The sequence below is a fragment of the Streptomyces sp. KL109B genome (genome assembly GCF_030766935.1).
In the GTDB taxonomy this organism is placed as follows: Bacteria; Actinomycetota; Actinomycetes; order Streptomycetales; family Streptomycetaceae; genus Streptomyces.
In genome coordinates, this window is sequence record NZ_JASERL010000009.1 from 220,759 (window position 1) to 234,894 (window position 14,136).

Below are 14,136 nucleotides of genomic sequence, written 5' to 3' on the forward strand. Positions count from 1 at the left end.
TCGGTCCTCCGGGTATCGGTCGTGGCGGTCGTGTCAGTGGTGTCAGTCGACGATGAGGGGGCGGAGCGTGCTGTGGGCGATGTCGAGGCCCTGGACGACCTTCTCCGGGGTGCCGCCCCAGACGGGGTCCTCGTGCTCGACGGAGAGGGTGCCGGTGAAGCCGTGCTCGTAGAGCCGGTCGAGGACCGTGCCCCAGTCGACCTGCCCGCGCCCCGGGACGCGGTAGCGCCACCAGCCCATGTCCCAGGGGTTCTTGGAGCGGTCGCGGGCCGGGCCGAAGTGACCGTAGCGCTGCCGGTCGCGCGGGCGCAGCTCGACGTCCTTGGCCTGCGCGTGCACGATGCGGTCGGCGTACGGGGCGATGGTGTCGACCGGATCGATGCCGATCCAAGTGAGGTGCGAGGGATCCCAGTTGAGGTACAGGCCCAGGTCGAACATCCACTCCCACAGCTCCGGGGAGTAGGCGAGGTTGCCGGGGTAGCCGTCCGGGTGCCAGCCCTCCATCACGCAGTTCTCGATGATGAGCTTGACGCCGCGCTCGCCCGCGTAGTCCACCAACTCCGGGAAGACGCGCTCCGCTTCGGCGAGGTTCTCGGCGACCGGCTTCGTCCAGTCGCGGCCGATGAACGTACCCACGTACGGGATGTCGAGGCGCTGCGCCGTGTCGATGGCGTGCTTGAGGTGGGTGCCGTACGCGGCGCGCTGGGCGGGGTCGGGGTGGAGGTGGTTCTCGTAGTAGGCGAGCGCGGAGATCTCCAGGCCGTGGCGGTCGAGCAGGGCCCGGGTGCGGTCCTCGTCCTCGGTGGTGAAGGTGGCTACGGGGAGGTGGGCGGCCTCGAAGTCGCGGCCTCCGGTGCCGGGCCAGACGGCGACCTCCAGGGCCTGGTAGCCGCGGCCCGCCGCGTACCCGGCGATCCTGTCGAGGTCCCAGGAGGGCAGGCACGCGGTGAGCATGCCGAGCTTGATCTGGCTCGCGTCCGGGTTCGTCTTCGGTTGACTCATGGTCAGTTCACCTTTGTCCAGGCGCCGTTGGCGGATGAGGTCAGGAAGGCGTCGACGAGTCGTGCCGAGCGCAGCCCGTCGGCGAAGAGCGGGAGGCCCTCGGGGGTCTCGCCGGTGGTGACGGCCGCGTACACGTCGGCGACGAACGCGGCGAAGCAGTCGACGTAGCCCTGCGGATGTCCTGGCGGGACGACGTTGAGGCGCTGTTGGGCGGGGGAGGTGTGTCCGGCGCCGCGGTGCAGGATCCGGGAGGTGTCCTCGCCGCCGAGCCAGAGGGTGTCGGGGTTCTCCTGGTCGAAGACGGCGCTGCCGGCCGAGCCGTCCAGTTCGAACCAGAGCCGGTTCTTGCGGCCCGCGGAGACCTGCGACACCACGGTGGAGGCGAGGGCGCCGCCGTCGGTGCGCAGCAGGAGGGCGGCGGCGTCCTCGGTGGTGACCGTGGAACGCGCTGCCGAACCGGCCGCCTTCGAGAAGGACTTGGCGCCCGCGCCGGGCCGCTCCGGGACCGTGACCGTACGGTGCGCCGTCAGTTCCGTGAAGCGTTCGCCGGTGACCCACTCGACGAGGTCGCACCAGTGCGAGCCGATGTCGGCGAACGCGCGGGAGGCGCCACCGGCCCCCGGGTCCACGCGCCAGCCGGAGGCCTCCGGGTCGAGCATCCAGTCCTGGAGGTAACTGCCGTGCAGCAGTTGCCAGTTGCCGAACTCCCCGGCCTCGGCCCGGCTGCGCAGTTCCCGTACGAGGGGGTGGTAGCGGTACACGAACGGCACGGCGGCGACGGTGCCCGCCCGCTCGGCCGCGTGCGTCAGTCGCTCGGCGTCGGCCACGGAGGTCGCCAGGGGCTTCTCGCACACCACGTGCTTTCCGGCCGCGAGGGCGCGTTCGGCGTACGCCGCGTGGGTGCGGTTGGGGGTGCAGATGTGCACGACGTCGACGTCCGCGTCCGCGAGCAGATCCTCGAAGTCGCCGTAGGCGGCGACGGGTTGGCCGGGCGCCGACCAGTCGGCGGCGACCCGCGCGGAACGCTCAGGGGTGGAGGCGAGCACACCGGTCAGCCGGCCTCCCGCGGTGCGGACCGAGCGGCGGTGCACCTCGGCGATCATGCCTGCGCCGACGATCGCGGAGCGCGGCGTGGATGGTGCGGAGCGCGGCGTGGATGGTGGTGCGGGCGGGGCCATTTGCGGCCGCCCTCCTTTCGGCGTCGACACATGGCGCCGTGCACACCGTCGGCGGAGGTAACTCGTCCCGCTCATGAACGTAGGACATTCAATTTGACCCTGACAAGCAAAAGTTACTGCATCTTGAGAGTCATAAATGATGCGGAGGGGGTACGGTATGCAGCCATGTCCACCCCTGCCTCGGTTGCCTCGGTTCGCGCCCGCCTGTCCGTGCCCACCCTGAGGTTCCGGGACGGCGGCGGGCTGCTGTACTCCACGCTGGCCCGGCTGGTCGCGTCGGGCGCCGCCGTGCACCGCGCCGACCTGGTGGAACGCGCGGGTCTCGCCCGCTCGACCGTCACCCGGCACCTGGACGCCCTGATCGAGGCCGGCGTGGTGGTCGAAGGGGGTGGTGTGCCGCGCGGCGGCCGTGGGCGCCCGCCGCAACTCCTCGCGCTCAACCCGCGGGCGGGCCTGGTCGCGGTGGCGGACATCGGGGCGCGCGACGCCCGCCTCGCCATCGCCGACCTCTCGCAGAATCCGCTGGCCACCGCGCACATCGCCGTGGATCTCGCGCAGGGCCCCGAAGCGGTGCTCGGGCAGATCGAGGAGTCCCTGCGCGCGCTGCACGCGTCCACGTCCGACGGCGACGCCCCGCTGTGCGCCGTCGCGGTCGGCCTCCCGGGGCCCGTCGACCACGCCGCGGGGGCGCCGGTCCGGCCACCGATCATGCCGGGCTGGGACGGGTACCCCGTGGGCGACGTGCTCGCGGAGCGCTTCGGCTGCGTGGTCCTCGTCGACAACGACGTGAACCTGATGGCACTGGGCGAGGCGCGCAGCCTGCCCGAGGAGCAACTGCCCCTGCTGTTCGTGAAGGTGTCGACCGGCATCGGCGGCGGACTGGTGTCGGCGGACGGCGAACTGCACCGCGGGGCGGACGGCGCCGCGGGCGACATCGGCCATCTTCCGGTCACCTCCGCCGGCGCCGCGGAGATGGTGTGCCGGTGCGGGAAGGCCGGCTGCGTCGAGGCGGTCGCCTCCGCCGCGGTCATGGTGCGCACCCTCAACGCGGGCCGCGCGGCCGGGAGTTCGGCGCTTCGCAGCACGGGCGATCTGGTCGGACTCGTGGCCCACGGCGACCCCGAGGCGCTGCGCGTCGTACGTGCCGGAGCCGAGCGGATCGGCGAGGTGGTGGCCCTCCTGCTGCACGTCTACAACCCGGCCAGGGTCGTCCTCGGCGGCGCCCTCGCCGGCGCGGGCGACGAACTGCTCGCCGGGGTGCGCTCGGTGGTCTACCGCCAGGCGCTGCCGCTGGCCACCCGCAGGCTCGTCCTCGAACCGAGCACGCTGGGCGAGCACGCGGGCCGGGTGGGCGGCACGGTCCTCGCGGTGGAACACGTGCTGTCGCCGGACGGCGTGATGGACCTGATGGAACGGAGGTTGGACCGCAGCACACAAGCCGCCCCGGCCTCATGAAGCGACGAACGCACCCCCATGAATCGACGAACGCACCCCCATGAATCGCTGAACGCCCCCTTGACACCCCGACCCGCGGGTGTTTTCTTGATGCAAGATCGTGCACTTCGCGGCGGAGGACTCGTCCCCCGAACCCACCCCGCCCGAAGGGACGTCACACCTCATGAGCCGCAGCGTCAACGTCGGCATCCTCGGCACCGGTTCGATCTTCCGGGCCTACGCAGCCGGTATCGCCACCCTCCCCGAACTGACCGTCACCCGCGTCGCCGACGTGGACCTGGAACGGGCCCGCACCGCCGCGGCCGAGTTCGGCATCCCCGCCGCGGGCACCACGGAGGAGCTGCTGGCCGACGACGACGTGGAGATCGTCGTCAACATCACCCCGCCCGCCGTCCACGCGCCCCTCAACGAGGCCGCCCTGCGCGCCGGGAAGCACGTCTACACGGAGAAGCCGCTCGCCGCGTCCACCGAGCTGGCGCGAGCCAACCTCACCACCGCGACCGAGACCGGGCGCACGCTCGGCGGCGCGCCCGACACGTTCCTCGGCACGGCCGGGCAGACCGCGCGCGCCGCGCTCGACGAGGGCCTGATCGGCACGCCGTTCGCCGCGACGAGCTTCGTCCGCTCCAGCCGGGTGCAGGCCTGGCACCCGAGCCCCGGCTTCTTCTTCCAGGCGGGTGGCGGCCCCGTCCTGGACTGGGGGCCGTACCATGTGGCCGCCCTGGTCAACCTGTTGGGCCCGGTGCGGGACGTCATGGGCGCGAACACCATGGCGGAGCGGGAGTTGGCGGTGACGTCCCCCGAGCGCACCGTCGAGTCGGTGCCGGTGGAGGTGCCCACGCACGCCACCTCCATCCTCCGCTTCGACTCGGGGGTGCTGGCGACGGTGATGTACTCCTTCGACGTGTGGGACACCGAACTGCCCCACCTGGAGATCTACGGCACCGCCGGCACCCTCTCCCTGCCCGACCCCAACACCTTCGACCGGCCGGTGCGCATCAAGCGCCGCGGTGACACCGAGTGGCGCGAACTCCCCGCGGCGACCGCGCCGAAGGCCCCCGCCACCGGACCGTTCCGCGGCCTCGGCGTCCTCGACCTCGCCCGGCACCTCGACGGGGGCCCGCACCGCGCGTCCGGCGAGTTCGCGTTCCACGTACTGGACGTCCTGGAGCGGATGTCCCTCGCCTCCCCGGAGTCCGGCGCGCTCACGGTGCTCTCCTCGGTGAAGCGGCCGGCGCCGCTTGACCGGGACTGAGGCGGCACGGGTCGGCTGACCGGGACTGAGGCGGCACGGGTCGGCTCTTGGGGAGAGCGGTACGGGCCGCTACTTTGGGGAAAGCTCCGTGGCAGTTGACCGGATCTGCTCAAGGGGGAGGGGGACCGTGGCCGTATCGCCCAGGGTCAAGGCCGCGATCATGACGGTCGGCGGGTTGGGGATCGTTTCGACGCCGTTGTACTGGCTGCTGGCCGGCCCCAATGCGGGACAGTTGGCGGCCGCCTGTGTTCAGGGCACCACCGGGATCGTCGCGTTGATCTGGGCGTTCTTCACCACTCCGGCCACGCCACCGCACACCCACCCCACGGACACCGCGGTCGACACCGGGAGGGCGAGGGCCACCGGCGGCGGCGCGGCATCGACCGGCGTACGGCGTCCGCGTGGCGTACGGAAGGGGGCCGCGCGAGCACAGCGTACGGGCGACGCGAGCGCTGCCGGCCCGGACAGCAAAGCCAACTCCGGCGTCGACTACAGCAGTTGAGCGGGCCCGAGCCATGCCGCGACGTCGGAGGAAGAGGCGACCGCCGGAGCCGGGGGCCGGTCAGGACGGGGCCCCGCCCGATCCCCTCCGGGACGCCGCGGGAGGCGGGGACCCGGCCGGGGACGAGGAGCCCGTGCACGTGAGCGGCACAGGTTCGGCCACGGCGAGTGGGGGCGGCATCGCCAACACCGGGGTGCTGCACATCGGGACTCTGGTCCAGCCGGGCCAGAGCCCACCGCCCCCGCCGCCGTCGCCCGCCGAGATACCCGCATGGGTGGTGGACCGCGACGAGGTGGAACAGGCCGTCGCCGCCGTCTGCTCGTCGGGCGCGAGCCCGGTGGGCATCACCACCGGATTGGAAGGGTCCGGCGGATTCGGAAAGACGACCGTGGCCCAGATGGTGTGCGCGGCCCGTGAGGTCCGCGAGCACTTCCGCGACCGCGTGTATCTGGTCACCGTGGGCCGAGGCGTGCGCGACGCCACCTCGATCGCCGCGAAGATCGGCGAGGTGACCCGCTTCGTCACCGGGGACACGGCCACGTTCACCGACCCCGACCTCGCGGGGGCGCACCTGGGACGACTGCTCGACCAACACCCCGATCGGCGCACTCTCCTGGTTCTCGACGACGTGTGGGACGAGGATCAGCTCGCCCCGTTCCTCATCGGCGGCGACCGGTGCGTACGACTGGTCACCACCCGCGCCCCCGGCATCCTTCCGCCGCGAGCCACCCGCATCAAGGTCGACCAGATGACCGCGACACAGGCCCGTACGGTGCTCGCCTGGGACGTGCCGCCACTCGGACAGGAGACGAGCAGTGGCCTGCTCCGGGCCACCGGACGGTGGCCACTGCTGCTGCGCCTGGTCAACCGCGTGATCGCCCTGCGGGTGGCGACCGGTTCCGATCCCGGCGCCGCCGCCCTGAGCACCCTGAACCACTTGCGGGAACAGGGGCCGGCCGCCGTCGACGATCCGCACCTCGTCCCGGACCTCGACGACCCGCGACAGCGGAGGAAGTTGATCCGGGCGACGCTGGAAGCGGCGACCGGCCTCCTGCCTCCCAGCGGCGCACAGCGCTTCGCCGAACTCGGCGTCTTCGCCGACGGCGCGGCGGCCCCCGTCCATCTCGTGGTCACGCTCTGGCAGGCGACCGCCCAGTACGACGAACTCCGATCACGGCGCCTCTGCAAGACCATGAACGACCTCTCCCTGCTGACCCTGGACGCCGCGCAGGGAGGCGAGTTGACCCTGCACGACGTCATCCGCGACTACCTGCGCGCGGAAGCCGGCCCCGACAGCCTCACCGACCTCAACGGCCTGCTCGTCGATGCGATCGAGTCCGAGCTGCCCGAAGCCCCGGCGCTCGTGCCTTCCGCACCCCAACCCCGCCGCGCCTGGTGGGAGTTGACGGACCGATACCTGCTCGACCACGCGGTCACCCACCTGCTCGCGGCCGGGCGCACCGAGCGGGCCGAAGCCGTGGCCTGCGACATCCGGTGGGTCGAGGCCCGGCTGCGTGGGCAGGGCCCCAGCGCCCCCTGGAGGGACTGCTTCCGCGTCCCGACCTCCACAGCGGCCCGGCGAGCGGAGGACCTGGCCCGCATCGCGCATCTGCTCGCGCCCATCGAGCCCGCCGAGGCACTGACCTCCGTCCTCCACAGTCGCCTGGAGGCGCTGCCTGAATGGCGCGACCAGATCGCGGCACGACAGCGCGACCAGGTCTCGGCGCCACAGCACGGCCCACGACGGCCGACGCTGCGCAACGTGACGTCCCCACCGGACCTGCCGAGCCCCGCTTTGCTGCGCGCGCTGCCCGGAAAGGGCCCGATCGCAGCTGTGGCGATCTCGCCCGACGGGACGTGGCTCGTCGCCGCCGGGGAAGGCGGGGCCCTTCGGATCTGGGATCCGAAGTCCGGCCGCAAAGCTGTGCAGTTCGGCTGGGCCGATGACACCGGAGCCGTTCACCGGCCGAATGCGGTGGCGATCTCACCCGACGGCAGCCGACTCGCCACCGTCTGCCACGACGGAGCCGTAGCCATCTGGGACCCGGACACCGGCGAGGCCCTGACCGCCTTCCCCTGCGGCGCCGAGATCAGCGATCTGGCGATGTCCCCCGACGGCAGCCGGCTCGCCACCGCCTGCCACGACGGGACCGTACGCATCTGGGACCCGGACACCGGCGAGCAGACCCTGCCGCCTCTGCGGCACGAAGGACCAGTGAGCGTGGTGGAGTTCGCCCCGGACGGCACCTGGCTCGCCAGTGCGGGCGCCGACGCGACGGTGCGGCTCTGGGACCCGGCCACCGGCCGGGAAACCGCACGCAACACAGCCCACCGCGCACCGGTGACGGCGCTGGCGATCGCCCCGGACGGGACCTGGCTGGCCACCGCGAGCCACGAACGGACCATTCACATCTGGGACCCGGACACAGAGGACGAGATCGCCACCCTGTCCGACGGGGAGGAGTGGGAGAAGTGGGCGCTCGCCCCGGACGGCACCTGGCGAGCGACCACAAGCCGGGGAATCGTGCTGATCTGGGATCCGCGGACGGGGGAGCAACTCGCGCAACTCACCGATACGGACCGCGTGAACGACCTGGCGATCTCCTCGGACGGCACCTGGCTCGCCACCGCCTGCCACGACGGGACCGTACGGATCTGGGACCCGGACGGCCGCGGCAAGCCGGCACACCTCCGGGACCAGGCATCGGCCCGCACCACGGGCAGCCCGTACGTTGTCGCGCAGTCCACGGTCGCCATCGCGCCCGATGACACCTGGCTCGCGAGCGCGGGCCGCGACGGGACCGTACGCATCTGGGACCCGGCCGCCCGCCTGGACGCGGCGCGCCACTCGGCGGCCACGCGTGCGCGGAGAGTGGCAGCGCTGCAGTCGTCCGCCACGCCCGAGTACGACTTCCCGAACCCGACACGCGCGACCGCGCCGGACGGTACGTGGTTCGCCCGCGCCGGCCGGTACGGCAAGGTCGAGATCTGCGAGCGGGGCAGTGGACGCACGACGCTCGAACTCGAAGCGTTCGTCGACATCGTGACGGCGGTGGCGGTCGCCCCGGACGGCACCTGGCTCGCCGCCGTCAGCCGTGACGGAAGCGTTGTCATGTGGGATCTGCCCGGCGGACAGCGCACCGTCCTCAGGGAGACCCACTGGCTGGAACTGCACAACCTCGCCATGGCACCGGACGGAACCCGCTTCGCGACCGTCGGATACGAGCGCGTGGAGGTCTGGTCCAGATCCGATGCGGCCCTGATCGCCACGCTCGACGACACGGAAGAGGTCCACGAAATCGCCCTCGCCCCGTTCGGGGGCTTCCTGGCCGCGGTCGGCGGAAACTCGATCCGTATCTGGGACGTGGCCGCACGACGGATCGTCACCTCCATGCGAACCGAGCTGCCCGTGAGCCGCTGCGCCTGGGCACCGGACGGCCGACGTCTCGCCGTGCACGGCGAACTCGGCTCCCACCTCTACGAGTTCGACCCCGGCGACACGACCTGACCCCGCCGCCATCGCGGTGACGGTTCCGGACGACACCGGCGTGGGAGGCGTCAACCGGCCCGTCGAGCGCCGCGGGGGACCGGGTCGGTCCGTGCGGGGAGGGGTGAGGAGAGGCCCGATTCGTAGGCGAGGAGTGCGGCCTGGGTGCGGCTGGTCAGTTGGAGTTTGGAGAGCAGCCGTGAGGTGTGTGCCTTCACGCTGGAGAGGCTGAGGTGGGCCGTCGCGGCGATCTGCGCGTTGGACATGCCCTCGCCGATCAGACGCAGCACTTGCAGCTCCCCTTCGCCCAGCCGGTCCATCCGGCGCCCGGCGGCCGCGATGTGGCCCGGCAGATGGCGGGCCGGCGCGAGGAGGTCGGACACGGCCTCCCGGGAGAGCACCGTCGCGCCGTGCGCGGCGGCGCGGACGCTGGGGGCGATTTCCTCCGGGGCCGCTTGCTGGTTCAGGATCCCGGCAGCGCCCGCCGAGAGCGCGGCCCGCACCTCGCCGAAGTCCGGGTGGGCGCTCAGGATCAGGACGGCCGGGGTGTGTCCCGTTCGCCGGCCCTCCCGCACGACCTCCCGCGTGGTGGCGAGGCCGTCGTGCGGCGGCAGGTCCATGGATATCAGGACGACGTCGGGCCGCAGTTCGGCGCAGAGCTCCAGTGCCCGCGACGACTCCTCCGCCTCGCCGACCACGCGCAGATCCTCGGAGTCCTCCAGCAGGGCCCGTAGGCCGAGGCGGAGCAGCGCGTGGCTGTCCGCGATCAGTGCGCTGAGCGTGGGCCCTCGATCGGGGAGGGCGCCCGGGGAGCGGGCGTATCGGCCCTGCACGGTTCACCGTCTCTTCCGCGACGGCCGCCGAACCCGGTGGGGGCCAGGGCCGTCTCAGTGTTCGAGACTATGCCCGACGTAACACGGAATTTATGGAGGAAGGTCACCATCGTCGGGGACGAAGGACCCATGCGGAGATGACCATGGCCGGGTATCCGGCAGGCGCCGGGAGAGAGCGCCCGCCGCGCCCGCCGCGCCCGCCGCGCCCGCCGCGCCCGCCGTCAGTCCGTCTTCGGCTCGGTGAGTTCGAAGCGGAACGTGGTGCCGGTGCCGGAGGAACCGGTCACGGTGATCTTGTGCTTGCCCGGTTCGAGGTCCTTGAGCTCGGCCGTCCACGTTCCGTCCTCGTCGACCACGGCCTTCGCCAGGACCTTCTCGCGAACCACCCCGGCAGCGTCCTCGACCTTGGTGGTCAGGGTCAGTTCGTCGCCGGGGGTGCCGGTGCCGCGCACGACGACCGGTTCGCCCTCGGCCGGTTCGACCGCGGCGTCCTGCTCGGGGAACTCCACGACGGGCGCGGTGGGTTCGGTACCGGGGGACTCCTCCGGGTCCTCCGGCGTGGGGGACTCCTCCGGTGTCGGGGACTCCTCCGGTGTCGGGGTGTCATCGGGAGCAGTGGTTTCCTCCGGTGACGTGGTGTCCTCGGGCGTGGGCGTCGCCTCCTCCGACGCCTCCGTGTCCTCCGGCGCTGCCGCATCCGTATCGGTGTCCGCCGGGGACTCCTCCGCGGACCTGCCGGAACGCGCCGCCTCGGAGGCGGGCGTCGGAGCGGAAGGCGATGTGACGCCGTCCCTGGTCGGTACGTAGTCGACGAAGACGGAGCCGATCTGGGCTGCCTGGCTCAGGTCGCCCTGGTCCCAGGAGACGCCGGAGCAGTCCTCGGGTGTACCCGTGGAACTACTGGCCTGGGGCCAGGCGACGAGACGGTAGTAGCCGGCCCGGTCGAAGGAGACGCTGCCGAGCTCGGACAGGGTGACACCGTAGGTCCCCGACGAGTGGTCGCGGATGGAGACGCTCTTCGGCGTGGGGGTCGCCGAGGCAGGTGTGCCGTTCTGGTCCACGAACTGGTAGTAGACCTCGTCGGTCACATTGCAGCCCGTGGTGGCACTCCGAGCGGAGTTGAGCGCGTCCACGATGAAGCGGCCGGCGTTCACGCCTTCCCCCACGCCGACCTGATTCCCCCACCCCGACTGGGAGTTGGGGCCGTCGTGGCCGGCCAGGCCGTTGCCGATCGCGTCCCAGAAGTTGATCGCCACCGGGTGCCCGGTCTGCCCGCTCCGCCCCTCGACCCGTAGGTCGAACTGGGACTGGGCGGTCCCCGACGACGTGGTCACCTCCATGATCTGGGGGACGACGCGCGAGGTCGACTGGGCCGATACGACGGAGTCTCCGCGCACGCTCAGCACCAGGAGGTCGGAGAGGCCGTCCCGGGTTCGGCTGACGATCTGGTAGCTCTGGTCGATGGACGATTGGACGTCGTCCACCTTCGTGGCCGTGTACCAGACCGCGTTGGCCAGCGGGTCGAACCGGTACCGCACCCGGGTCGGCGACTCACCCGCGGGCACCCGCACCACGACATCCGCCCGGAACTCGTCGGGTCCGGCGGTCGTGTGCTGCATGGCGCCGAGCGTTCCCACGAAGGCGGGGGCGTCGGCCGTTCCGGGCGCGGACCTGACGTCGAACGCCCCCGACTCGACACCCGCCACGCTGCTCCCGGCCGCGTAGCCGCCCTGCGATACGAGGGTGAGGGCCGTGACGGTGGCGGTGAGGCCCCCGACGGCGGCCAGTGCGACGGCCCGGGGGCGTATGCGGCGGCCGCTGTGGGACCGGTCGTGGGACGGCGTGCGCATCATCTTCGTCTCCGGAAACTCGTCCTGCATTCGGCCCGTATTCGGCCTGCACCCATTAACGCGGCAAGAATTCCCTCACATATTAGCCGGAGGAAAGTGGAGTTGCGGGTGGGTATTTGGTCCCGGCCGGACCGGGACCAATTGCTCCCGACCGGTTCGTACAGGGGTCGGCAAGGGCTTACGCAGGTCTTATGACCTGTGAGTACGGGATGGGTGTGCAACTTTCGATCCGTCGTTGCACACAAAGTCCACGGCGGTGCGCAAAAGGTCGAGCGAAATCCCTGCGGGGCGTTTTCCCGTGAATTCCTGGCCTAATGTGGACAGCGTTCAGCCCGCCGAATTCCGGTCGCCGGATTCCTCACTTATGGACAGGCCATGACTGAAAACACCTCGAAGAAGCAGCGCTCCCGCAAGCGGACGCTGATGGCTTCCTCCGCCGTACTCGCCGGCGCCGCGCTCCTGGCCGCGGGCGGCTACGCGGCCTTCACCTCCAGCGCCATCCTGGGGTCCGGCCGGTTCTCGGTGACCGACACCCCCGGTGGCGGGCAGCCCGGTACCGACGCCGAGGCGGTGCTCCTCGCCAACGGGCAGAAGAAGAGCACCGTCAACCTGTCGCTGCAGGGGCTGGAGAACAACTCGCAGCGGTCCACCTCGGACAAGGTCGCGTTCACCAACGGCGGCACCGGCGCCGACGCGGTCCCGATCGAGGACCTGGTGCTCCAGGACGTCTCGATCAACGGAGCCGCCGCCAGCACCGAACTCCAGCAGGCCCTGACCGTCGAGTTCGTACTGGACAGCGGCAGCCAGAACGAGAGGAGCTACACGGCGACGCTGGCCGACCTGGTGAACAACCCGGGCGGGTTCCAGCAGGACGTGAAGCTGGATCCGTCCGAGGCGTCGTCCTCGGACTGGACCTTCAGGGTCACGCCCGCTGACGACCTCACCTCGGCGGCGAGCCAGGAGATCGACAGCGTGTCGCTGACCTTCACCGGCACGACGTCCTGAGTACGCGGGCGACCATGCGTATCCCCTTCGGGGTCGCCGGAGCGGTCCTGTGCGTGGCGGCCTGCACCGTCCCCGCCAGTGCCGCTCCGGCGGCCGGTGACGACGGGCGGGCCGCCGCCGACCGGATCGTGATCCGGGAGGCGGGGGCCACCGCCTGGAGCGCGGACACCGACATGCGACCCGGGGACACCGCCGTCCGTTACCTGGACGTGCGTTCCGGGCACGGGGCTCCGCTGACCGTGTCCTCGGCGGTTTCGGCGACCGGGTCCCTGGCGCGGGCCGACGGTCTGGAGGCCGGGATCAGCTCGTGCGAAGTGCGGTGGAGCGCGGGTGGACGGTGCGTGTCCGGCGCGGAGCCGCTCCTCTCCGGGGGCACCGCGCTCGGAAAGGAGCGCGGCCTGCCGGCCATCGCTTTGGACGCCGGCGGGACCCGCCACCTGAAGTTCGTCTTCACCGTGCCCGCCGAGCCGGCGCAGAACCTCAACGGCACCTGGGCGCGCGTCACTTACTCGGTGCACGCATCGGGTGCCGGAGGCGACACCACGGGGCACGGCGACGGGACCACCGGCTCGGACGCCGCCGACACCCGCGGCCACGCGGGCTCGGGCACCGCGGACACCGGGGGAACCGGCTCCGGCGGCGGGGCCACCGACGCCGACGCCGATGGCCCCGGCGGTGGGTGGATGGCGAGCACCGGCACCGACCCCTGGCCGTTCGTGTTCCTCGCGGCAGGGCTGCTGGTCGCCGGCACCGGCACGGTCGCCGCGGCCCGGCGGCGTCGCGGCAAGGACGTGGCCGCGGTCGACGTCCGGTCTTCGGAACTCGTGGAGCCGACGTCATGAGCGGGCGCACCGAATCCCTCACACGGCAGGCGAGCGAAGCCGATCACCGACGCCGAGCCGATAGCCCAGCCGAAGGCGACGGCCACGTCGAAGACGGTGGCGCGCCCGAGGCACCTGACCGCCCCCGCTCCTCCGGAACCCCGTCACGCAAGCGCGAACGACCGCTGTGGAAGCGGCTGTTGAGCGCGCTTGCCACGCTCCTCACCGTGGCTCTGATCGTCGGCGTCGCGGGGGCCGCGGCCGCCTGGAAGCTCGGCGACTACCGCTACGTTCCGATCCTCACCAACTCGATGGCCCCCGGCATGCCCAAGGGGTCCATGGCGATCACCCAGCCGATCAGCCCCGGCGAAGTGCGGGAAGGCATGGTCATCGCCTTCCTGCCGCCCGAGCCCTGGACCCCGGACGACGGCAACCCGGTCGTGCACCGTGTCGAGAAGCTCACCGAACCCGACGAGGGCAAGCTCGTCTCCCTGGAGACCAAGGGCGACAACAACGAGGCCAAGGACCCCTGGAAGATCAACCTCAATTACGGCGGCGGCACATACGCCGAGGTCGTCGAGGTCGTCCCCAAAGCCGGCACCGCGGCCACCGAGCTGAACGACATCGGGCTGTTCGGCGTGGGCGCGCTCCTCTTCGGGTTCCTTCTGTTCGCCTACGGAGTGCGCCGACTGTGGGCGCTGCGTTCAAGGCGCTCGACGCCGACGTAATCACCGGCCGGTGGCGGCTC

At 71.8% G+C, this 14,136-nt stretch carries 11 protein-coding genes; 7 read left to right on the top strand and 4 right to left on the bottom strand.

Annotation, left to right across the window (positions count from 1 at the left end; genetic code table 11):
• Positions 1 to 42: 42 nt before the first annotated feature.
• Together RBJ65_RS28535 and RBJ65_RS28540 are read right to left on the bottom strand one after the other, a co-directional pair.
• Positions 43 to 1,002, bottom strand: coding sequence for a sugar phosphate isomerase/epimerase (locus RBJ65_RS28535; RefSeq protein ID WP_306317089.1), 960 nt, complete (start codon positions 1,000 to 1,002; stop codon positions 43 to 45).
• 2 nt (positions 1,003 to 1,004) lie between these two features.
• Entirely contained in the window at positions 1,005 to 2,180 is a 1,176-nt protein-coding gene (locus RBJ65_RS28540; protein ID WP_306317088.1) for a Gfo/Idh/MocA family protein, read from the bottom strand.
• 165 nt (positions 2,181 to 2,345) lie between these two features.
• Here RBJ65_RS28540 and RBJ65_RS28545 point away from each other — a divergent pair, with 165 nt between their 5' ends.
• The 4 genes from RBJ65_RS28545 to RBJ65_RS28560 all read left to right on the top strand — a co-directional run bounded on the left by RBJ65_RS28545 (position 2,346) and on the right by RBJ65_RS28560 (position 8,900).
• Positions 2,346 to 3,635: an ROK family protein gene (locus tag RBJ65_RS28545; RefSeq protein ID WP_306317087.1), complete on the top strand. Its 1,290-nt coding sequence runs from the start codon at positions 2,346 to 2,348 to the stop codon at positions 3,633 to 3,635.
• Positions 3,636 to 3,798: 163 nt separating this feature from the next.
• On the top strand, positions 3,799 to 4,890 hold the full coding sequence (locus tag RBJ65_RS28550) for a Gfo/Idh/MocA family protein (protein ID WP_306317086.1): 1,092 nt from the start codon (positions 3,799 to 3,801) through the stop codon (positions 4,888 to 4,890).
• Positions 4,891 to 5,017: 127 nt separating this feature from the next.
• The gene (locus RBJ65_RS28555) at positions 5,018 to 5,392 is read left to right on the top strand and encodes a hypothetical protein (protein ID WP_306317085.1); all 375 of its coding nucleotides are present in this window, start codon (positions 5,018 to 5,020) and stop codon (positions 5,390 to 5,392) included.
• A 139-nt stretch (positions 5,393 to 5,531) separates the two neighbouring features.
• Complete coding sequence (locus RBJ65_RS28560; protein WP_306317084.1) at positions 5,532 to 8,900, top strand: NB-ARC domain-containing protein; 3,369 nt, start codon at positions 5,532 to 5,534, stop codon at positions 8,898 to 8,900.
• A 50-nt stretch (positions 8,901 to 8,950) separates the two neighbouring features.
• On the opposite strand, the gene RBJ65_RS28565 is transcribed toward RBJ65_RS28560, so the two are convergent.
• Both RBJ65_RS28565 and RBJ65_RS28570 read right to left on the bottom strand, forming a co-directional pair.
• Complete coding sequence (locus RBJ65_RS28565; RefSeq protein ID WP_306317083.1) at positions 8,951 to 9,712, bottom strand: response regulator transcription factor; 762 nt, start codon at positions 9,710 to 9,712, stop codon at positions 8,951 to 8,953.
• Positions 9,713 to 9,933: 221 nt separating this feature from the next.
• On the bottom strand, positions 9,934 to 11,592 hold the full coding sequence (locus tag RBJ65_RS28570) for a hypothetical protein (protein WP_306317082.1): 1,659 nt from the start codon (positions 11,590 to 11,592) through the stop codon (positions 9,934 to 9,936).
• 345 nt (positions 11,593 to 11,937) lie between these two features.
• Here RBJ65_RS28570 and RBJ65_RS28575 point away from each other — a divergent pair, with 345 nt between their 5' ends.
• From RBJ65_RS28575 to RBJ65_RS28585, 3 genes are read left to right on the top strand one after another with little or no spacing between them, the layout of a single operon-like run.
• Positions 11,938 to 12,567 carry a hypothetical protein gene (locus RBJ65_RS28575; RefSeq protein WP_306317081.1) on the top strand — a complete coding sequence of 210 codons (630 nt, stop codon included), beginning with the start codon at positions 11,938 to 11,940 and terminating at the stop codon, positions 12,565 to 12,567.
• Positions 12,568 to 12,581: 14 nt separating this feature from the next.
• Positions 12,582 to 13,409, top strand: coding sequence for a hypothetical protein (locus RBJ65_RS28580; protein WP_306317080.1), 828 nt, complete (start codon positions 12,582 to 12,584; stop codon positions 13,407 to 13,409).
• Positions 13,406 to 14,116, top strand: coding sequence for a signal peptidase I (locus RBJ65_RS28585; RefSeq protein WP_306317079.1), 711 nt, complete (start codon positions 13,406 to 13,408; stop codon positions 14,114 to 14,116). The genes RBJ65_RS28580 and RBJ65_RS28585 overlap by 4 nt, the downstream gene beginning before the upstream one ends.
• The last annotated feature ends 20 nt before the right edge of the window (positions 14,117 to 14,136 follow it).